At 46.9% G+C, this 21103-nt stretch carries 18 protein-coding genes; 14 read left to right on the forward strand and 4 right to left on the reverse strand.

Going from position 1 to position 21103, the window contains the following annotated elements; all coding sequences use genetic code 11:
- Window positions 1-151 precede the first annotated feature (151 nt).
- From rnr to AOC20_RS03460, 3 genes are read left to right on the forward strand one after another with little or no spacing between them, the layout of a single operon-like run.
- Window positions 152-2533: a ribonuclease R gene (rnr, locus tag AOC20_RS03450; RefSeq protein WP_215361507.1), complete on the forward strand. Its 2382-nt coding sequence runs from the start codon at window positions 152-154 to the stop codon at window positions 2531-2533.
- A 35-nt stretch (window positions 2534-2568) separates the two neighbouring features.
- Complete coding sequence (rlmB, locus tag AOC20_RS03455; RefSeq protein ID WP_215361509.1) at window positions 2569-3336, forward strand: 23S rRNA (guanosine(2251)-2'-O)-methyltransferase RlmB; 768 nt, start codon at window positions 2569-2571, stop codon at window positions 3334-3336.
- Window positions 3337-3350: 14 nt separating this feature from the next.
- Window positions 3351-3536, forward strand: a complete 186-nt coding sequence (locus AOC20_RS03460; protein WP_215361511.1) for a YgaP family membrane protein — start codon at window positions 3351-3353, stop codon at window positions 3534-3536.
- 31 nt (window positions 3537-3567) lie between these two features.
- Here AOC20_RS03460 and tal read toward each other — a convergent pair whose 3' ends face one another.
- Window positions 3568-4545: a transaldolase gene (gene tal, locus AOC20_RS03465; RefSeq protein WP_215361513.1), complete on the reverse strand. Its 978-nt coding sequence runs from the start codon at window positions 4543-4545 to the stop codon at window positions 3568-3570.
- A gap of 101 nt (window positions 4546-4646) precedes the next feature.
- On the opposite strand from tal, the gene rpiA reads away from it, so the two are divergent.
- Window positions 4647-5357 carry a ribose-5-phosphate isomerase RpiA gene (gene rpiA, locus AOC20_RS03470; RefSeq protein WP_215361515.1) on the forward strand — a complete coding sequence of 237 codons (711 nt, stop codon included), beginning with the start codon at window positions 4647-4649 and terminating at the stop codon, window positions 5355-5357.
- A 13-nt stretch (window positions 5358-5370) separates the two neighbouring features.
- Here rpiA and AOC20_RS03475 read toward each other — a convergent pair whose 3' ends face one another.
- The 3 genes from AOC20_RS03475 to argA form a co-directional block, all read right to left on the reverse strand.
- Window positions 5371-5529 (reverse strand): hypothetical protein, encoded by a 159-nt coding sequence (locus AOC20_RS03475; RefSeq protein ID WP_215361517.1) that lies wholly within the window; start codon window positions 5527-5529, stop codon window positions 5371-5373.
- 107 nt (window positions 5530-5636) lie between these two features.
- Complete coding sequence (locus AOC20_RS03480; RefSeq protein WP_215361519.1) at window positions 5637-5909, reverse strand: oxidative damage protection protein; 273 nt, start codon at window positions 5907-5909, stop codon at window positions 5637-5639.
- 14 nt (window positions 5910-5923) lie between these two features.
- Window positions 5924-7288, reverse strand: a complete 1365-nt coding sequence (gene argA, locus AOC20_RS03485; RefSeq protein WP_215361521.1) for an amino-acid N-acetyltransferase — start codon at window positions 7286-7288, stop codon at window positions 5924-5926.
- A gap of 53 nt (window positions 7289-7341) precedes the next feature.
- Between argA and hrpA the strand changes: the two genes are divergently transcribed.
- The 10 genes from hrpA (at window position 7342) to xth (ending at window position 21082) form a co-directional block, all read left to right on the forward strand.
- The gene (hrpA, locus tag AOC20_RS03490; RefSeq protein WP_251373150.1) at window positions 7342-11361 is read left to right on the forward strand and encodes an ATP-dependent RNA helicase HrpA; all 4020 of its coding nucleotides are present in this window, start codon (window positions 7342-7344) and stop codon (window positions 11359-11361) included.
- A gap of 70 nt (window positions 11362-11431) precedes the next feature.
- Window positions 11432-12478 carry a YVTN family beta-propeller repeat protein gene (locus AOC20_RS03495; RefSeq protein ID WP_215361523.1) on the forward strand — a complete coding sequence of 349 codons (1047 nt, stop codon included), beginning with the start codon at window positions 11432-11434 and terminating at the stop codon, window positions 12476-12478.
- Between the two features lie 9 nt (window positions 12479-12487).
- Entirely contained in the window at window positions 12488-13264 is a 777-nt protein-coding gene (locus AOC20_RS03500) for a polysaccharide deacetylase family protein (RefSeq protein ID WP_215361525.1), read from the forward strand.
- A 3-nt stretch (window positions 13265-13267) separates the two neighbouring features.
- Window positions 13268-14239, forward strand: a complete 972-nt coding sequence (locus AOC20_RS03505) for a sterol desaturase family protein (RefSeq protein ID WP_215361527.1) — start codon at window positions 13268-13270, stop codon at window positions 14237-14239.
- Between the two features lie 29 nt (window positions 14240-14268).
- Window positions 14269-15138, forward strand: a complete 870-nt coding sequence (locus AOC20_RS03510) for an EI24 domain-containing protein (RefSeq protein ID WP_215361529.1) — start codon at window positions 14269-14271, stop codon at window positions 15136-15138.
- 16 nt (window positions 15139-15154) lie between these two features.
- Window positions 15155-16018, forward strand: a complete 864-nt coding sequence (locus AOC20_RS03515) for a competence/damage-inducible protein A (protein ID WP_285896905.1) — start codon at window positions 15155-15157, stop codon at window positions 16016-16018.
- A gap of 205 nt (window positions 16019-16223) precedes the next feature.
- Window positions 16224-17639: a type I glutamate--ammonia ligase gene (gene glnA, locus AOC20_RS03520; protein ID WP_215361531.1), complete on the forward strand. Its 1416-nt coding sequence runs from the start codon at window positions 16224-16226 to the stop codon at window positions 17637-17639.
- 26 nt (window positions 17640-17665) lie between these two features.
- A complete protein-coding gene (glnL, locus tag AOC20_RS03525) occupies window positions 17666-18787 on the forward strand; it encodes a nitrogen regulation protein NR(II) (protein WP_433915470.1) in 1122 nt (373 codons plus the stop codon).
- A complete protein-coding gene (gene ntrC, locus AOC20_RS03530) occupies window positions 18784-20241 on the forward strand; it encodes a nitrogen regulation protein NR(I) (RefSeq protein WP_215361533.1) in 1458 nt (485 codons plus the stop codon). The genes glnL and ntrC overlap by 4 nt, the downstream gene beginning before the upstream one ends.
- On the forward strand, window positions 20234-21082 hold the full coding sequence (gene xth / locus AOC20_RS03535) for an exodeoxyribonuclease III (RefSeq protein ID WP_215361535.1): 849 nt from the start codon (window positions 20234-20236) through the stop codon (window positions 21080-21082). Before ntrC ends, xth begins: the two co-directional genes overlap by 8 nt.
- Window positions 21083-21103: the final 21 nt, after the last annotated feature.

A 21103-nucleotide genomic window follows, 5' to 3' on the forward strand; every position in this document is an offset into this window, starting at 1 on the left:
CATTATTATAGAGTGACGGACGTTTTAAGGTCATTTCTGGCTCTTTTTGGCTTTTTCCCTTCAGACTTGGTGGTTTGATACAGTAGCCTTATTCATAACAAAAATAGATATCAATAGATATACACAGGGCATGTATTGCCGAAGGAATTAAATGCGTAAAGCAAAAGACTTGATGCCACGTGAGGCTGACCGTTTAGGAACAGTGCAGGGGCATCGAGATGGATTTGGATTTGTAATACCCGATGATGGTGGCGAAGATATCTTTCTTTCAGAAAGAGAAATGTCACGTGTCATGCATGGCGATAGAGTCAATGTCAGAGTATTAGGAACAGATCGACGTGGTCGCCCAGAAGGGCAGATCGTCGAAGTAGTTCTACACGCCAACAAAGTAGTTATCGGTCGCCTCTTAAATGAAAATGGTGTGCTAATTGTTGCGCCAGAAGATAAGCGTATCGGTCATGACATTCTGATTCCACCAAAGGGTCAAGGACAAGCGAAGTTAGGTCAGGTTGTTAGCGTCGAGATTATTGATTACCCAGATAGCTATCGCCAGGCAGTTGGTCGCGTAGTAGAAGTCTTGGGTGAAATCGATGATCCGGGTATGGAAATCGAAATCGCTGTACGTAAGTATGGCGTTCCTCATGAGTTTTCTGCCGCTGCCTTAAAAGAAGCAACAGCGCTACCAGATACTGTTCAACAGTCTGATTTAGAAGGTCGGGTTGATCTGCGTGATGTACCGTTAGTCACTATCGATGGTGCTGATGCACGTGACTTTGATGATGCCGTGTACTGTGAGCCGGTGATGTACGGGCAGACTAAGGCTTGGCGCCTCATTGTGGCGATTGCTGACGTTTCTCATTATGTAAAGCCAGGCCATCCTTTGGATGATGAGGGCTTATTGCGTGCTACTTCGGTGTACTTCCCAAGACGCGTCATTCCAATGCTGCCAGAGAAGATCTCCAACGGGCTCTGCTCGCTTAATCCTGGGGTAGACCGTCTGTGCATGGTGTGTGATTCAGTTGTGGATAACAACGGCATTGTTTTGGCATACCAGTTTTATCCAGCAGTGATGCATTCAGCACAACGCTTTACTTACGATACGGTTTGGGAGATTCTGTCTAACAGCAAAGGTCCTGAAGCAACACGCTTTGCGCAGTTCCGCCCTTTGCTCGGTAATCTATATTCGCTTTACAAGATTCTGTTAGCAGCTCGTGAGAAGCGGGGCGCTATCGAGTTTGAAACCACCGAGACTCAAATCATTAGCAATGAGCTTGGCAAGATTTTGCGTATTGAGCCGCGTCTTCGCAATGATGCCCATCGCTTAATTGAAGAGTGCATGTTGACTGCCAACGTATGTGCAGCTGACTTTATTGAAAAAAATAAGCATCTCAGCTTGTATCGTGTTCATGGTGAGCCATCCGAAGAAAAGTTAGTTACATTACGCCAAGTTCTCAGAACATCAGGCCTGTCTTTGGGCGGTGGCGAGAAGCCAAAACCACGTGACTACGCTAAATTGATGCGTGAGATTAAAGAACGTCCTGATGCCAACATGCTGCAGTCAGTGGTATTGCGCTCTATGCAACAGGCAATGTACCAGCCGGATAACGAAGGCCACTTTGGCTTGGCTTACCCAGCGTACTCGCACTTTACTAGTCCGATTCGTCGCTATCCTGACTTGCTAACGCATCGGGTAATTAAGTCGATCCTAGAGAAAAAGCCTTATGTACCAGTCTTGCCGCCTAAGGTGCCACTGAATTTGACCTTGCCCCGTAAAGGTAAAGGTCGTGAGAACGCAGTAAATGCCAAGAAATCTCAAAGCGATGCAAAAGCAGGGGTAGCCAAAGGTGCTAAGCCTCCTAAAGGTGCTAATGCGGCATTACCTATTTGGGGTCAATTGGGTGTTCATTGCTCATCGAATGAACGTCGGGCTGATGAGGCTTCACGTGATGTAGAGGCATGGCTCAAGTGTTACTACATGCGTGATCATTTAGGTCAAGAGTATGCGGGCACCGTTACTGGCGTTGCTAACTTTGGTTTATTTATTCAGCTAGAGAATCTCTTTGTCGAGGGCATGGTGCACGTCACCGAACTTGGCGGTGATTACTTCCAATATGACGAAGCACGTCAAGAGTTGCGCGGAGAGCGTACTGGAATTCGCTATCGCTTAGGCGATCGTTTGCATGTGTTGGTAAGTCGTGTTGACTTAGATGCACGCAAGATTGAATTTAGCCTTGTTAAGTCGGTTGGTGCTGAGCCTGGCGGGTCTTCTAATCGTCGACAGCTAATACTGGCAAGCGATACTGGTAGGCCAAACAAAAAAGCCGCCCCTCAAAGAGGCCGCTCAGACAATAAGACCCCACAAAAACCAAGCGGTATTAATGTCAATGCAGCAAAATCTGCCGGCACCTTAGGCGCCAATCAGTCCAAGAGCAAAGCAACTCGTAAGAATGGTAAGTCCAAGCCGGGAAGAGTTGTTGGTAAACCAGCCGGAAGTAAACCCCCGGTTCGTAGCACAAAAGCACGCCGCAAATAAACATACCCTACATAGAAATTACATTAGAAAATAAGATGAAACAAATATTAGTAGGGTTCCATGCAGTGCAAGCACGTTTGCGCGTAGATCCGGATAGCTTGAAGTCGGTGTACTTTGATCCGAGTCGTCGCGATAGGCGGATGGGTGATTTTTTAAAGCAAGCTGAAGAGATTTTGGGCGAACGTTTACATGCAGCTGATGCCGAGCGTCTCCATAAGTTAACAGGGCATGATCGTCACCAAGGCGTTGTAGCTTTAGCAGAAAAAATAACCGTTGCGAGAACGATCACCGAAGTGGTTGAAGATGCAGAGAGTGCGCAGAAGCAGCCATTATTTTTGGTTTTAGATGGTGTGACTGATCCCCATAACTTTGGCGCTTGCCTACGTGTAGCAGATGGTGCCGGTATAGATGCCGTAGTGATTCCCAAAGATCGCTCTGCATCTATTAATGCCACTGTTAGCAAAGTTTCTAGTGGTGCATCCGAAGTGATGCCAGTGATTACTGTAACCAACCTTGTTCGTAGCATGAAAGAAATGCAAGAAGCGGGTGTTTGGCTGATTGGCACAGATGACGAAGCGACAAAATCAATCTACGATATAGATCTCACCGGCTCCATTGGGATTGTGATGGGGGCTGAAGGCGAGGGGATGCGTCGCCTTACCAAAGAAAACTGCGATGAGTTAGTCCGTATTCCAATGCAAGGTGTGGTCTCCAGTTTGAATGTATCTGTTGCAAGTGGCGTATGCTTGTATGAGGCATTAAGACAGCGCCTAGCAAAAGCAAGCACTAAAGCTGCCAAGTAAAAAAGGAGCTTCATATGAAATGCAATATCGGACATACAGATCGCGTAGTGCGGATGACTGTTGGTGTAACCCTTATGGGTTTAGCGGGTTTTGGCATCACTGGCCCATGGGCCTGGATCGGAATTATCCCTTTGATCACTGGAATGATCGGTAATTGCCCAGCCTATTCAATACTAGGCATTAACACCGGTAAAAAGTAAAAACCCAAGGAGTAATCCAGCTACTAGCAATTTACTTGGCTAGTAGCGCCTCCAGCTTCTCTGTGTCTACGCAGAAGTTCCGAATTCCCTCAGCCAATTTCTCGGTAGCCATCGCATCATTATTGAGTTGCAGACGGAAGCTAGACTCATCTAGCTTCAAGGGGGTAATACTCTCCGCCTGCAATGCTGCCGCAGCATTAGCAGGATCAAGTTTTTTCTCAACTGATGCATTACTACCTTGCAGTTCAGCCAAAAGCTCAGGGCTAATCGTTAATAGATCTACCCCAGCAAGCTCTAGAATCTGACTGGTATTACGAAAACTAGCGCCCATGATTTCAGTAGGGATGCCAAAGTGTTTGTAATAGTGAAAGATTCTTTTAACTGAAGTGACGCCTGGATCATTTGCACCACCATTGGCGCTATCACTCCAGTTAGCGGCTAGCTTAGCTTTATACCAATCAGTAATACGACCCACAAATGGGGAGATTAGTTTGGCATTGGCTGCGCCACATGCAGCCGCTTGAACGAGCGAGAAGAGCAGGGTCATATTGCAATGGATGCCTTGTGACTCTAACTCCTTGGCGGCAGCAATGCCTTCCCACGTGCCAGCTAGCTTAATCAGAATGCGTTTGCGATCAATGCCATGAGATTCATAAAGCGAGATTAAATGCTTAGCCTTGGCTACAGTGCCCTTAGTATCAAACGACAGACGCGCATCCACTTCTGTAGAAACCCGCCCTGGAACGATTTTCAGAATCTCTAAGCCAAAGGCAACCAAGATGTAATCGACCAAGTCAGTCGGGTTCATGCCCGGATGAGCTGCTTTAACTGATTGCACCAAATCCTGGTAATTGCTTTGTTGAGCTGCTTTCAGAATGAGCGAAGGGTTGGTAGTCGCATCCTGCGGTTGGAAGGCCTGCATGCGCTCAAAATCACCCGTATCAGCTACGACCGTGGTGAGTTGCTTGAGTTGCTCAAGTTGGCTTAGGTTCGAAGAGGTGCTATTCATGGGCTTGCTCGCTGCTCTAAAGTGGTTTTCTTGTGAATATCATATGATAGATGGATTAATTACTCGGTTCCAGTTCGGGCATAAGGGCATTAGACAGGCATATGAATCAAGATCAACTAAAACAAATGGTAGGTGAAGCAGCTAGAGATGAAGTGCTCAAGCTTGCTGCAGGGCAAATTTTAGGTATAGGCACGGGATCAACGGCCAATTGCTTTATTGATGCCTTGGCGCCTCATAAGGACCATTTTGCTGGGACCGTATCGAGCTCTAATGCAACAACTGAGCGTTTATTGAAGCATGGTTTTAAAGTGCTCGATCCAAATGACGTTCAAGGTTTGCCTGCCTATGTAGATGGCGCAGATGAAATCGATCCAGCCGGCCACATGATTAAAGGTGGCGGCGGGGCTCTCACCAGAGAAAAAATTATTGCCTCCATGGCAAAGCAATTTATTTGTATTTGCGATTCCTCCAAGCAAGTCCCAGTACTGGGTAACTTTGCATTGCCAGTGGAAATCATTCCGCTTGCAAAAGGTGTTGTTACTCGTGAGTTAGAAAAGTTTGGCGGCAAAGTAACTTTGCGCTTAGCGAAGAGCACCCGCGCTGATCTCAATCAAACGCCTAGCGAGCCTTTTGTGACTGATAACGGTGGCTGGATCTTGGATATAGCGGGGCTGAAGATTGCCGACCCCCTCCAGATGGAAGCGCAAATCAATCAAATTGCCGGTGTGATTACTGTAGGTTTATTTGCAAAAGAAAAAGCGAACATTTTGCTGGTCAGCAATGCTGCAGGCGTGGATCGTATAGCCCTCTAATCACGGCTTGAGATTATTTAGGCATTAAAAAACCCGACGGGGTATGCCCATCGGGTTGTTTTGCCATGGTTTGCATGGCGCAGATAATCGGAAGGTAATCAGTTCCGACATCCATGAGTGCACAGATGCACTCATCTTTAGTGGCTTTCGCCAATGTGAGTGAGGCACTCAATCTGTCTCACCACAACTTCATCCTACGCTTATCTTTGGCAGTGTCAACAGCAATTTAGAAAATATTTTTCAATCAATTATTTGCTGCAATACGGCAAACTAATTTTTTTACTCTGCAGGCGGTACGTAACCTTGTGCCATATCTGCGCCACCCTCAAAGAAGTACTTTTCTACCTGTTTTAGGAGGTATTGGCGTGCGCGTGGGTCTGCCATATTGAGGCGGTTTTCATTAATCAGCATCGTTTGGTGCTTTAACCAAGCAGCCCAAGCTTCTTTAGAAACTTGATTCCAAATCTTTTTACCTAGATCACCAGGAAGTGGGGCGAAATCCATGCCTTCGGATTCTTTATTGAGTTTGATGCATTGAACCATGCGTGCCATCTGTAATACCTTTCTTATAAATCTTTAGTTAAAACCATGGACTTACGATCCCAGTTATAAATTTGTTTTCTTTCTTCAGGCAGATCATCAACGGATGCCCGTTTAAAGCCACGCTTTAAGAACCAGTGCTCAGTTCTCGTGGTGAGAACAAATAATTTCTTGATGCCTTCTTGTTTAGCGCGCATTTCAACACGCTTAAGGAGACGTTCACCATCACCTGATCCTTGAACATCGGGATCTACTGCAAGGCAGGCTAGTTCACCGACGCCATTTGGGAATGGGAAGAGGGCAGCACAGCCGAAGAGAACGCGGTCATGCTCAATCACTGAGAAGCGCTGAATATCACGCTCAATCACATCTTGTCCACGCGCAGCCAAGATACCTTCTTCTTCTAGGGGCATAGTTAACTGCAAGATACCGCCAACGTCATCTTGATTCGCTTCGCGCAAATTTTCAATATCGGAGGAGGCCAACATCATTCCAATACCATCATGGGTAAAGAGCTCTTCAAGGAGGGCGCCATCTTGATTACAAGGTAGGAAGTGCACTCGGCTTACGCCTGCCCGAATTGCTCTACCAGAAATATTGAGCAGGCTTTTCATGCCTAAATCCATCTCTTTATTTTGGGCTACGTATTCATGTAGCTGCGGCATGGAGAGTTCAGTAATGAAATCACCTTCAGCATCCTTTAGGCCAGCATAAGGACTCAAAAAGATTAGCTTATCTGCTTTAAGGGCGGCAGCGGTAGAAGCTGCTACATCCTCGTAAGCTAAGTTAAATGCTTGACCTGTAGGCGAGAAACCTAAAGGAGAGAGCAGTACGATCTTATTGCTATCTAAAGACTGCCTAATAGAGCCGGAGTCCACTTTACGGACTAAACCGGTATGAACGTAATCAGTACCCTCGACAACGCCCACTGGCATTGCAGTAATAAAGTTACCGGAAATTACGGAGATACGTGAACCCGCCATAGGGGTGTTGGGTAACCCTCTGCTAAACGCTGCTTCGATATCGAGACGCAATTCACCGGCGGCTTCTTTTACGCACTCAAGCGCAGCAGCATCGGTAATCCGATAGCTATGCAAGGCGCTCTTGCCGAACTTGCTCTTAATCTTACGTAGTGTCAGCTGCTCTTCAATCTGAGGGCGGATACCATGAACCAAAACAATGCGCATCCCCATGGCATGCAGCATGGCGATATCCTCAATCAGGTTCTCAAGACCGATTTCTTGGACAAGTTCGCCCGCAAAAGCAATGACAAAGGTCTTCTCACGGAAGCTGTGGATGTAGGGCGCAACATCGCGCAACCACCCTACGAAAGGGAAGTTGGAGGTCGTTTCAGTGGCCATTAAGGCCTGGTTAGGTGCATTTGTTGGCATAGTGAGAAAATTATATGGTGCAAGAGCCTATAAACCAACAAAAACCCAAAGCAATGCCAAAGCCTGTGCCTGCTTCCAACACCTCACGCCGGCTAGAAATTCGCTTTCCAGAGGAATTGCCGGTCTCGGGTCAGCGTCAGCTAATCAAGGATGCCCTGCAAAGCCATCAGGTAGTGATTGTTTGTGGTGAGACGGGTTCGGGTAAGACAACGCAGCTGCCGAAGATTTGCTTAGATCTTGGTCGCGGCACAATAAACGGCGGCAAGCTCATTGGCCATACTCAGCCTCGCCGAATCGCAGCAACCGCCACAGCCAAGAGAATCGCCCAAGAGTTGGGCTCACCCATAGGTCAGGATGTGGGTTACCAAGTCCGCTTTGCAGATAAGACTAGCAATACGGCTTCCATTAAGTTGATGACGGACGGTATCTTGCTAGCCGAGACGCAGCGCGATCCCCAACTACGCGCCTATGACACGCTCATCATCGATGAGGCTCATGAGCGTAGTCTGAACATTGATTTCTTATTGGGGTACTTGCGCCAATTACTTCCTAAGCGACCCGACCTCAAACTCATCATTACTTCAGCAACCATTGATGCTCAGCGCTTCGCTGAACACTTTGCGCTTAATGGCAAAGTAGCTCCAGTGATTGAAGTTAGCGGTCGACTCTTTCCGGTGGAGCAGCGTTATGCTCCTCTCGAGCCAGATGCAAAGCCGGATGGTAAAAAAGAATCTAAGACCGCAAAAGAGATTCCAGACGCGGTGACTGAAGAGATTTCCAGCTTGTGGCGCGAGGGCGCATCTGGTGCTGGAGATGTTTTAGTGTTTTTGCCAGGTGAGCGAGAGATACGCGATTGTGCTGAAGCCTTGCGTAAGGACCATGTCTTGCAGCAGCGTTTTCATCCGGAGATTCTGAGTCTCTTTGCGCGCCAATCCGTTGCTGAGCAAGAGAGGGTCTTCAGTCCAGGCAATGGGCGACGCATCATCTTGACAACCAACGTTGCAGAGACCTCATTAACTGTCCCCAATATTCGCTATGTCATCGATAGTGGCTTGGCGAGAGTCAAGCGCTATTCCTATCGCAATAAGGTAGAGCAACTACAGATTGAGTCCATCTCCCAGGCGGCTGCCAACCAAAGGGCGGGGCGCTGCGGTCGTATATCGGATGGCATTTGTGTGCGCCTCTATAGCGAACAAGATTATCAAGGCCGCCCCAAGTTCACCGATCCTGAGATATTGCGCAGTTCTTTAGCTGCAGTGCTTCTACGGATGAGCTCCTTGCGCTTGCCTAAGATTCAGCACTTTCCGTTTATTGATAAACCACTAGGAAGGGCAATCGCTGATGGCGTGCAACTTCTGGACGAGTTGGGCGCTATTGAATTTGATGAGTCAGACCCCGTTGATGCTAGGGAGAATGGCAAGGATGTCAATAACAGTTTCAAGCTGACTGCCACTGGCAGGCAATTGGCTGACTTACCACTGGATCCCCGGATTGGCAGAATGCTCTTGGCTGCGAAAGAGCATAACGCCTTAAAAGAAGTCATCATTATTGCTTCGGCGTTGGCTACGCAGGATCCACGAGATCGCCCGATGGATCAGGCTGCTGCTGCTGATCAAGCGCATTTGCAGTTTGCGGATGAGCGCTCGGAGTTCCTTAGCTTCGTTAAATTGTGGAATTGGTATCAAGATGCTTTACAGCACAAGCACAGCAATCGTCAGCTAGAGAATCTGTGTAAAAGTAAATTTCTTTCGCCGCGTCGCTTGCGTGAGTGGCGTGATGTACATGGTCAACTGCACACAATGCTTGGTGAAAAGGGCTGGAAAGAAAATGGTTTACCTGCAACCTACGAGCAAGTTCACCTCTCTTTATTAACGGGCTTATTAGGTTATGTAGCCAAGAAAGAGGAGGATGAAAAAACTCAAGACCGCAACAGTAAGACAGGCGGTTACGTTGGGGCGCGCGGTATTCGCCCATTCATTTGGCCCGGCTCCACGATTGGTAAGAAGGCGGGCGCTTGGATTCTGGCAGGTGAACTGCAAGAAACCAATCGCATGTATGCCAGAACGATTGCCAAGATTGAACCTCAATGGGTAGAGCGAGTTGCAGCTCATCGGCTAATCAAATCGCTGAGTGATCCATTCTGGGATAACCGTCAGGGTGAGGTAATGGCTTTTGAGCGGGGTACTTTGTATGGCTTACCGATCTACCATGGACGCCGGGTGCGTTACGAGCCTCACAATCCCGAGGAAGCAAGAGAGTTATTTATAGGCCAGGCCTTAGTTCAAGAGGAAATGTTTGGTCGGATGGATACGCCAGCGTTGCAGCGCGAAACCGAAACCGATGCCAAGAAGAAATATCCCAATCTCTTTGGATTCTTCTGGCACAACCGTCGACTGATTAAAGAAATTGAAGCCCTTGAACATCGTTCACGTCGACCAGACGTATTAGTAGATGACGAATTATTATTTGCTTTTTATGAATCACGCATTCCAAAAGCGGTATGTAGTCGAGAAAGCCTGAAAGCATGGTTAGACAAAGACAAAGAGCTCGATAGTCAGCTTCGCTTAGAAAAAGCAGACCTCATGCGTCATGAGGCAGCTGGTATCACGGTTGATCGTTACCCAAAAACGATGTTGGTCGGCGGTGCACGGCTTAGTCTGACCTATCACTTTGAACCAGGTAGTCCTAAAGATGGTGTAACTCTGGTAGTGCCGCTGACTCAACTCAATCAAGTTGATGGGCGCCGTTGTGAATGGCTAGTACCTGGTATGTGTGAAGAGAAGACGCTTCTGCTGCTGAAGTCATTGCCGCAGAAACTGCGACGTCACTGTGTTCCTCTGCCCGATTATGCAAAGTCTTTTCTAGAGCGCAAGTTAGAAGAAAAGCAATTTGGCGTGGGCGACTTCTTGGACAGTCTGATCAGTGATATCCGTAAAGAGCGCGGTCTTGAGATTAAGCGTACGGACTTTAGACCAGAAGCATTACCGCTACATTCTTCAATGAACTTTCGCTTGATTGATGAACATGGACGTCAGTTGGAAGTTGAGCGCAACTTAACGCGTTTACGTTCTGAATATGGACAGACTGCCCGTAATGCATTCCAGGCAATTGCTCAAGAGACGGCTCAAGTCGAGTTAGGTGTTGAGCCACCAGTAGGTGCATCAAAGCCTATCGCCACTTCTGCAGATGCCACCCGAAAAGTTGAGCAGGGTGGTTATCGCTCCTGGGAATTCGGCGAGCTTCCTGAAACCTTAGAGATTCAAAAGGGCAATAAAACCTTGTTTGGTTACCCAGCTCTAGTAGATCGGATTGATTATTGCGACCTTGAGGTATTTGATGATTTAGAGGAGGCGCGTAAGCAGCATGCCCTTGGATTGCGTCGCTTATTTGCACTGAGCAATAAAGATACGCTCAAAGCATTGCAAAAACAGTTGCCGGGTATTCGTGAGCTGGGTCTGTTATTTATTAATGTGGGATCAGTAGATGGCTTGATAGATCAGATTCTCAATCTGGCGCTTGAGCGAGCATTTATGGGCGAAACACTCCCAGTCAATGCGGAGCAATTTACAGAACGGCTTCAGGCAGGTAAGCCTCGGTTAGCACTCATTGCCCAGGAAATCTCTCGCCATGCTCTAAATGCATTACAGGCTCATGCAGATTTGCAGAAAAAGACTGCTAGCGCAAAAGCGGTTTCACCTACCGCTTATGCTGATATCCAAACTCAAATACAAGGCTTGATTTTTCCGAAGTTTGTCGCTGAGATACCGTATGCCCAGCTGGTACATGTACCTCGTTACTTAAAAGGGGTTGCCATGCGTATCGATAAATTGCGCTCTAACCCCAGCCGTGATGCGCAATGCCAAAAGGATTGGGAGTCGGTAGCCCGTCCATGGCAAAAGCTGATGCAGGGCAATAAGGGTGCTGCCTCCTATGCAATGGCTGAGGATCAGGCTTTAACAGATTTTCGGTGGCAGCTAGAAGAGCTCAGGGTCGCTTTATATGCCCAGGAGCTTAAAACCCCAACCCCAATGTCCTTAAAGCGTCTTGAAAAGGTATTGGCAAGCTTGCGCTAAATCAATTGAAGACCAAATCCATTGGGACGCAGAGGTCATTTTGGCCCCTCCAATTGCTTACAATGGAGATATGTACAAATTTATCAAGATTAGAGGTTTTCGCATACTTGCGACCTCCGCATTATTTACGCTACTTTTTGCCAATCCAAATGCGTTTGCGCAAACTGCTAGCCCAGCATCGTCAGTAGCGCCAGCAAATACTGCAAATCAGCCTAAGCTAGCAGTCGTCCTGAATTCAGGTGAGGCAACAGTTAGCTTAATTGATATGCCTACTCGTCAAGTGATTAAAACGATTCCTGTTGGCAAAGAGCCGCATCACTTGATGATCACGCCCGATCAAAAAACATTGCTGATTGCCAATGCAGCTGGTAATGATGTTGCGTTGATGAATCCCACGACTGGTGAGTTAACCGGCAGAATTCCCAATATCATCGACCCCTATCAAATTGGTTACTCGCCAAACAATAAATGGTTCGTGGCAAACGGTAATCGTTTAGATCGTGTTGATATTTATGCTGCGGATGGTGCCAATCTCAAATTAGCGAAGACAGTGAAGTTGGCAAAGACGCCAAGTCATATCGCTTTTACTGCAGATAGCAAAATTGCCTTCATTACTTTGCAAGATTCGAATGAGCTCGCAGCGATTGACCTCGAAACCCAAAACGTATTGTGGGTGATGCCAACAGGTAAAGTGCCCGCTGGTTTGTGGATGACGCCTGGCGATCAGTATTTGTTGGTGGGTATTACTGGCGAAGATAACGTACAAGTTATTGATTGGAAGAATCGTAAAGAAGTGAAGCGTATTTCAACTGGTAAGGGTGCCCATAACTTCCGTCCTTTGGGCGACAAAAAGCATGTCTTTGTCAGCAATCGGATCGCTTCCACAATTAGTTTGATCAATATGCAAACCCTCGAGAAGGTTGGTGATATCACTGGGCTTCCAGCTGGACCGGATGATATGGAAATCACTCCTGACGGTAAAACCCTTTGGGTAACCCTTCGCTTCTCTAAAAAAGTAGGAGTGATTGATATCCCAACGATGAAATTAGTAACCGTTATTCCTGTTGGAAAATCTCCGCATGGTGTCTTCTTTGCCCCAAGGGCTGGATGGGAATAAGTACAAGTGATGATTCATAAAGTATTCATCCGTTTAGCAGCCGCGCTCACGCTCGGCTGTTTTTCATTGGGCGCTATTGCTCAAGCAGAATGCAGCAAGAAGATTTACCTAACCTTTGATACGGGCAATATGTCTGTAGCTGAAAAGGTGGCGGAGATTCTTAAGCGACAAAATGTAAAGGCTACTTTTTTTCTCGCTAATGAAAAAACTTTTCGCGGTGACTTTTCTTTAGATGATTCTTGGAAGAGCTATTGGCAAGAGCGCGTGAAAGAAGGTCATCACTTTGGCAGTCATACTTACGACCATACCTACTTTGTGAAAGATGGTCCCAAAGGAGCAGTGTTTGAGAGACCCCAATTTGGTCCTAAAGCTGGCATGACAGTTCTGTATAACGAAGCGGAGATGTGCCGAGAAATTCGTAAGGTGGATGTGCGTTTCCAGGAGCTCACCGAGAGCCCCCTACAAAAGATTTGGCGTGCGCCGGGTGGTAAAACGTCTCCTGCCTTGATTCGTATGGGCGATATGTGCGGCTACCAGCATATTGGCTGGGCTCCTGCTGGATTCTTAGGGGATGAATTGGATTCTGGAAAGCATCCGAATGCCCATCTTTTAGAAAAAGCCAGCAGAGAGCTGAAGGATGGCGATATCACCATGGCTCATTTAGGCATTTGGTCTAGAAAAGATCCCTGGGCGCCCGCCGTTTTAGAGCAACTCATTGTCAATCTGAAGGGGCGCGGATTCTGCTTTGGGCTGCTGCCCAAAAATTCCGTAAATCCGTCAAAATAAGACATGGATTTCAGCACCATCACCTCCAATATCTCAGGCGCCTATGCCAGCGTACAGGAATTCATTTTTTCCAATCTGCTAGCTCCAGTTTTATATCAATTCGATTTAATGGCTTGGGCTGAGGATGTATATGACGGTATTGATTGGTTTTTATTTGGCTGCATTCAAATTTTCTTAATCATTGTTGTATTACGCACTTGGGAGCGTTTGGCTCCGGCAGAGACGCAAGAACCATTTGCTAAAGCCAGTAGGGCGGATGTGTTCTACACTTTGTTTCATCGTCTGGGGATTTTTCACGGACTTGTATTTATTGCCTTGTCTGGATTCTTTTTTGAAATCGACTCGATCCTGCATGATTTTCGCTTTGATCGATTAAACGTTGAGTCTTGGTGGCCAGGGGTTAGTTCAATCCCGGTGGTGAGCTTTTTCATCTATCTCGTGTTATTAGATTTCGTAGAGTATCTCTATCATCGTGCCTCGCATGTGTTTAATTGGTGGTGGCAGCTGCACGCCTTGCACCACAGTCAAACGGTGATGACGGCATGGTCTGATGATCGTAATCACGTTCTTGATGACATCATGCATGCAACCTTTATGGCCTTCTTTGCTCTTTTATTTGGGGTATCGCCAGGCCAGTTCATCGCGCTCATTGCTGTTAGCCAATTGATTCAAAGCTGGCAGCATGCCAATATTAAAATTCACTTGGGTCTAGCCAAATACTTGCTAGTTTCTCCCATGTTTCATCGCATGCATCATGCAGTGGGTTATGGCCATGAAGCGAAAGGCAAGCCTGGTGTTCTAGGTGGTTGTAATTTTGGTGTTCTGTTTCCATGGTGGGACATGCTTTTCAGAACTTCCATCTTCCCTAAAGAGGTCTACCCTACGGGGGTAAGAGGTTTATCTGTTTCACCAAATATCCTCGCGCATCAATGGCAAGGTCTCGTTCATGCCGTAAAGGAATTGAAACCCAAGTAGGTCTTAATCCATTGGGTAATAGGAGTTGTATGGTTGGGTTGCAGCAGGTATTTAAATCTTTTGGCATGGCCTTAGCTGGAACCATGCATCCGCGTATGTTGTGGCTAAGCTTGCGCCCATTTCTGATTGTCTCGGTTCTATGGGGTGTGTTGATTTGGCTTATGTGGGCACCAGCGCTTGAAGCCTTAAGCATCTTTCTAACCACCTCAATCTTTACTAGCTGGATTCAGGAGGGCTTAATTTGGGCTGGCTTTGAAAATGCCAGAGCATGGATTGCGCCACTATTTTTTGTGATGCTGATTATTCCCCTCATCACAATTAGTTTGCTTGTATTCATCGCTTTTTCAACTGTGCCTGCAATTGTCAGAATCGCCTCTAGACAATCCCAATTTCAGGGCTTGGAGAGTAAGCGGGGCGGCAGCTTCTTTGGCAGTCTGATTTATTCCTTGTGGTCAGCTCTGATTTGTTTAGTGTTGGTAATGTTGACCTTGCCTGTGTGGTGGGTTCCGCCCTTGGTAGCGGTATTGCCACCATTACTGTGGGGTTGGTTAACAATGCGCTTGATGTCGTATGACGTGCTCGCTAAGCATGCTAGCGCCGAAGAGCGTGATCTGCTCATTCAAAAATACCGTTGGCCTTTACTCTGCATGGGAATTGCATCCGGGATGTTGGGTGCAGTGCCAACATTCTTTTGGGCTACCTCTGCGTTGGCTTTGGTGCTTTTCCCCATTGTGAGCTTTGTAGCGCTTTGGATTTATTCTCTGATTTTTGTGTTTGCTGCTTTATGGTTTAGCTACTTCTTATTGGATGCACTTAAGCAGTTAAGAGAAGAAGAGTTAGATAAGGTACTCACAGTGCAATCGCGTGTTGTTGATATTGAACTTCCGCATCATAGTTAATACAAGGGCCAATGAGATGGTTGATGCAATCAAAAAAGTTGAAATAGACGAGTCAAAAGAAACTCAAGCGGCGCAACGTCGTTTCGGTTTAATCGTGATTGGAGACGAGATTCTGTCAGGGCGTCGTCAAGATAAACATATGAGTAAGCTTATTGAGTTGCTCAATGAGCGCGGTCTTAGTTTGGCTTGGGCCAAATATGTTGCAGATGATCCTGAACAAATTACCGCTACCCTAAAAGAAAGTTTTGCGAGTGGGGATGTGGTGTTTAGTACTGGCGGTATTGGTGCGACACCAGATGATCACACGCGTCAATGTGCGGCGCTTGCCTTGGGCACTAAAACAGAATTGCACCCCACTGCACAAGAGTTGATTGCAGGACGCATTCAGTCCATGGCAGAAGGCGATCCCATTAAGGCGGACTTAAACACCCCGGAGAATCAACATCGCTTCAAGATGGGTGAGTTTCCGATTGGGAGCGACATCATCCCTAATCCGTATAACCAAATTCCAGGCTTTCGGATTCGGGAGCATCACTTTGTCCCAGGATTTCCGGTGATGGCTGCGCCCATGATGGCATGGTGTTTGGATACCTATTACAAGGATCTTTTCCATCAAGAAAACTGGGCAGAGCAGAGTTTTATTGTGCCCAAGGGCATTGAATCCACCCTAACGCCTTTGATGGAGCGTATCGAGGCCAGTTTTCCAGGGGTTAAGGTTTTTAGTCTGCCATCCGTAGGTGATCCCTCAAGGGGCGGCGTCTACTCCCAGCGTCATATTGAATTGGGCATTAAAGGCAATGCCAACCTGCTGGAAAGCGCTTGGATTGCCTTGAGAACAGGCACCCAAGAGCTGGGCTACGAAATCCACGATATCAGCTAAGTCTATTTGCACTAAAATGGTGCAAATAGGAGTATTTGGGGTTTTGTGAAGGGTATTTCAGCACTTAAACAGTGCAATAATAAGTGTTCCCATTTGTTTGCTTCAGTAAATTACATACATCCAGTAGGCATGTTTGATGCCTGGAATAAACAAGGGTGTATGCCTTAAGTTTTGATTCCGAATTTAGTTAATAGAGGAGATTTGCATGACGAAGACCGTCGCTGATGTGATGAAGTTAGTTAAAGAGAAAGAATGTACTTTCGTTGATTTCCGCTTTGTAGATACAAAGGGTAAAGAACAGCACACGACAGTTCCTATCTCTGCTTTTGACGAAGATAAATTTGAGAGCGGTCATGCATTTGATGGTTCCTCTATCGCTGGCTGGAAAGGTATTGAAGCTTCTGACATGTTGCTCAGACCAGATCCAACAGCTGCTTACATCGACCCATTCTATGAAGAGCCAACTTTGGTGTTGACTTGTGATGTGATCGAGCCTGCTGATGGCAAAGGTTACGACCGTGACCCACGTTCTATTGCTAAGCGCGCTGAAGCGTATTTGAAAAGTACTGGCTTAGGCGACGCAGCTTACTTTGGTCCAGAGCCAGAGTTCTTTATTTTTGACGGCGTTCGTTGGGGCGCTGACATGCAAGGTTGCTTCGTGAAGATTGATTCCGAAGAGGCTCCATGGTCATCAGGCGCTGAAATTGAAGGCGGCAATACTGGTCACCGTCCAGGTAAAAAGGGCGGCTACTTCCCAGTTGCTCCTGTAGATACATTCCAAGACATGCGTTCTGAAATGTGTTTGATTCTTGAATCACTGGGCATTCCAGTTGAAGTGCATCACCATGAAGTTGCTGGCCAAGGCCAAAATGAATTGGGCACTAAGTTCAGCACATTGGTACAACGCGCTGACTGGACTATCTGGCAGAAGTATGTGATTCAAAACGTTGCTCATGCATATGGCAAGACAGCAACATTCATGCCTAAGCCAGTCGTTGGCGATAACGGTTCTGGTATGCACGTTCACCAATCTATTTGGAAGAACGGCGAGAACTTGTTTGCTGGTAACGGCTACGCAGGTTTGTCAGAATTTGCATTGTTCTACATCGGCGGCATCATTAAGCACGCTAAAGCATTGAATGCGATTACTAACCCAGGTACAAACTCATACAAGCGTTTGGTTCCAGGCTTTGAGGCTCCAGTGAAGTTGGCTTACTCAGCACGTAACCGTTCTGCTTCTATTCGTATTCCACACGTTCCAAATCCTAAGGGTCGCCGTATCGAAACGCGTTTCCCGGATCCATTGGCCAACCCATACCTTTGCTTCTCAGCATTGATGATGGCTGGTTTGGACGGCGTTCAGAACAAGATTCATCCAGGCGAAGCTGCTGACAAGAATTTGTACGACTTGCCACCAGAAGAAGATGCAAAGATTCCAACCGTTTGCGCAAGCTTGGAAGAGGCATTGGATGCATTGAAGAAAGATCACGAGTTCTTAACTCGCGGTGGTGTATTCACTGAATCCATGATTGATGCATATATCAATTTGAAGATGGAAGATGTCACACGTTTCCGTATGACTACTCATCCTATCGAATTTGATATGTACTACTCCCTGTAAGCGAAGGAAAGAACTTGAGCGCAGGTCTGTTGCGCAATTCGTTCAAGGGAGCAGCTTCGGCTGCTCCTTTTTTTCCGACATTGCTTGATCAGATGCCCAATGCCATCGTGGTATTTGAGGCTGAGAACCAACAATTGGTGTACGTGAATCCAGCTGCCGAGGCTGCCTTAGATCTCTCACGTAAATCACTTGAGGGTCAATCTGTGCACAATTTATTTGGCGACAATGACGCTTTAAAAGTCATGATTAGCGAGGTGAAGTTAGGGCATTTCTTGGTACAACGACAAGAAATGATTCTGCACTCACTGCCCGGCAGTATTCATCATGAATCTATTCCAGCGCATGTAGTTGTTGCTGTTCTGGATGATCCTGATCTGATCATGATGGAGTGGTTTCCAATTGACCAGCAGTTGCGTAGTGAGCGTGATGAACGAGTAACGCAGCAAGTCGAGGCAAACAAACAATTGATGCGCAATTTAGCGCATGAGATTAAAAACCCATTGGGTGGAATTCGTGGAGCGGCTCAGCTGCTCGAATTCGAATTGCCGGATAAAGGCCTGCGGGAGTACACGCAAGTCATTATTAAAGAATCAGATCGCCTGCAGACTTTAGTAGATCGCCTCTTAGCGCCACATCGCAAGGCGCATCTGATGGAATCGTTCAACGTGCACGAAGCTTTGGAGCGTGTGCGTAGTTTGGTTTTAGCTGAGTTTCCAAAAGGACTCAAAATTATTCGTAATTACGATACGAGTCTGCCGGATGTATTAGGAGACCGCGAGCAGTTGATTCAGGCGACCTTAAATATTGTTCATAACGCAGCGCAAGCGCTCTCTGAAGAGATTCAGGCTGGGGTAGCGCAAATTGAATTAAAGACTCGCGTGGCACGTTCAGTCACGATTGCAAAGCATCGTTATAAGCTAGCAATGGATTTGCATGTGATCGATAACGGCCCTGGCATTCCAGAAGAAATTATTGAGCGCATCTTCTTTCCATTAGTTTCTGGCAGAGAGGGTGGTAGCGGGCTCGGTCTTACCTTGGCCCAAACCTTTGTTCAGCAGCACCAGGGTTTTATTGCTTGTAATAGCCGCCCTGGACGCACCGATTTTCATATTCAAATTCCATACCGTAGGCAGGAGAAAGCATCATGAAACCAATTTGGATCGTTGACGATGATCAATCTATTCGTTGGGTCTTAGAGAAAGCTTTGGCGCGCGAGAATATTCCTCATAAGAGTTTCTCCAATCCAAATGACGTACTCAATGCTTTAGAAAAAGAATCTCCCCAAGTACTGATTTCGGATATCCGTATGCCTCGTGGTAACGGTTTGGATTTACTGCAGCATGTCAAAGCAAGTCATCCGAATCTGCCCGTCATCATCATGACGGCGTATTCAGATTTAGATTCAGCAGTCTCCTCGTTTCAAGGCGGTGCTTTTGAATACCTTACCAAGCCCTTTGATGTGGAAAAAGCGGTTGAGTTAATCCATCGCGCAGTAGAGCAGGGTATTCGTAATGACTCCGGCGCCAAAGAGCTCACCGCTTGGAGACAGGATGCGACTGAGATTATTGGTCAAGCACCAGCCATGCAAGAAATCTTCCGCGCGATTGGTCGCTTAGCGCAATCCAATGCCACCGTTCTTATTACGGGAGAGTCTGGCACTGGCAAAGAGTTAGTTGCTCATGCTTTGCATAAGCACAGTCCTTGTGCCAAAGGCCCATTTGTTTCTTTAAGCACCTCGGCTGTACCAAAAGATTTATTGGAATCTGAATTGTTTGGTCACGAGCGTGGTGCCTTCCCTGGTGCGCAGACCTTGCGTCGTGGTCGTTTTGAGCAAGCCGATGGCGGCACTCTCTTCTTGGGTGAAGTAGGTGACTTACCGTTTGACTTGCAAACACGTCTGCTGCGAGTTTTATCTGATGGCCACTTCTACCGCATTGGTGGACAAGATCCGATTAAGGCAAATGTACGCATCATTGCCTCAACCCATCAAAATTTAGATGCTAGAGTAGCTGCTGGATTGTTCCGTGAAGATTTATTGCATCGTTTGAATGTGATTCGTTTACGTATGCCTTCATTACGCGAGCGTAGTGAAGATATCCCGATGTTAGCAAGACACTTCATGCTCACTTGCGCTAAGTCTCTGGGTGTTGAGCCCAAGAAACTCTCTGATGAAGTTCTCAAAGAAATCAGTGCAATGCCCTTTCCAGGTAACGTGCGCCAATTAGAGAACTTATGCCATTGGTTAACCGTGATGACATCAGCCAATGTGATTGGTGTGAGTGATCTTCCTGCAGATATTGTTGCAGAAGCCAGTGAGCAGCCAATCGTTATTCAGGGTGAGTCTTCACCAAACAATCCAAATCCAGCTGCTACCAAGCTTGCTTCAGGTGATTGGGAAAGTGGTTTAGGGCGCCTGGCAGTGAAGATGCTGCAAGACGGTGATAAAGAAGTGTTTGATGCCTTGACGGCACGCTTTGAAAAAGCCGTTCTGCAAGCAGCGTTAGAAGTCACTCGCGGCAGAAGAGTAGAAGCTGCTCAACGACTGGGTATTGGCCGCAATACCATTACTCGTAAGTTGCAAGAGCTTGGAATCGATGACTAATTCGGTACGAATAGCTGCGTGGAATGTGAACTCCTTAAAAGTTCGCCTTCCACAAGTCCTTCGTTGGTTACAGGACCAAGAGAAGGCAAAAGAACCAATTGATGGACTGTGCTTACAAGAGCTCAAGCTCACGGATGATAAGTATCCACACAAAGAGTTAGAGGATGCAGGCTATCTAAGTCTGGCGGCAGGACAAAAGACCTATAACGGCGTCGCTATCATTTTGCGCAAAGCAGCCTTAGCACCAATTGCCTCAGATATTGAAACTGCATTTCTGAAGCCCATCAGAAATATTCCGAACTATATGGATGAGCAGCAACGTATTCTGGCAGCAACAGTATGTTTTGCAGGTACCCAGCCGATGAGACTGGTCTCAGCATACTTTCCAAATGGACAATCACCCGATAGTGATAAGTTTCAATACAAACTAGCTTGGTTGAAGGCTCTTCAAACCTGGCTAGCAGAAGAGATGCAACAAAATTCACGTTTAGCGCTCTTAGGTGATTTCAATATTGCTCCAGCGGATGAAGATGTGCATGATCCCAAGGCCTGGGAAGGGCAAAACTTAGTCTCCCCACCAGAGCGCGCAGCATTTCAAGAGCTCATCAAACTAGGCCTGACTGATTCATTCAGAATGTTTGAACAGTCACCTAAAACCTATAGTTGGTGGGATTACCGCATGATGGGCTTTAGAAGGAATGCCGGTATGCGGATTGACCACATTCTATTAAGCGAGGCGCTCAAAGAAAAATGTAGTGCCAGCACAGTGGATAAAGTCTCTAGGGCCTGGGAGCAGCCATCGGACCATGCTCCGGTGATTGCTACCATCCAAAAGTCCTAATATGGTGAATAATCATTGTTG

This window comes from Polynucleobacter ibericus (assembly GCF_018687955.1).
Taxonomy (GTDB): Bacteria; Pseudomonadota; Gammaproteobacteria; order Burkholderiales; family Burkholderiaceae; genus Polynucleobacter; species Polynucleobacter ibericus.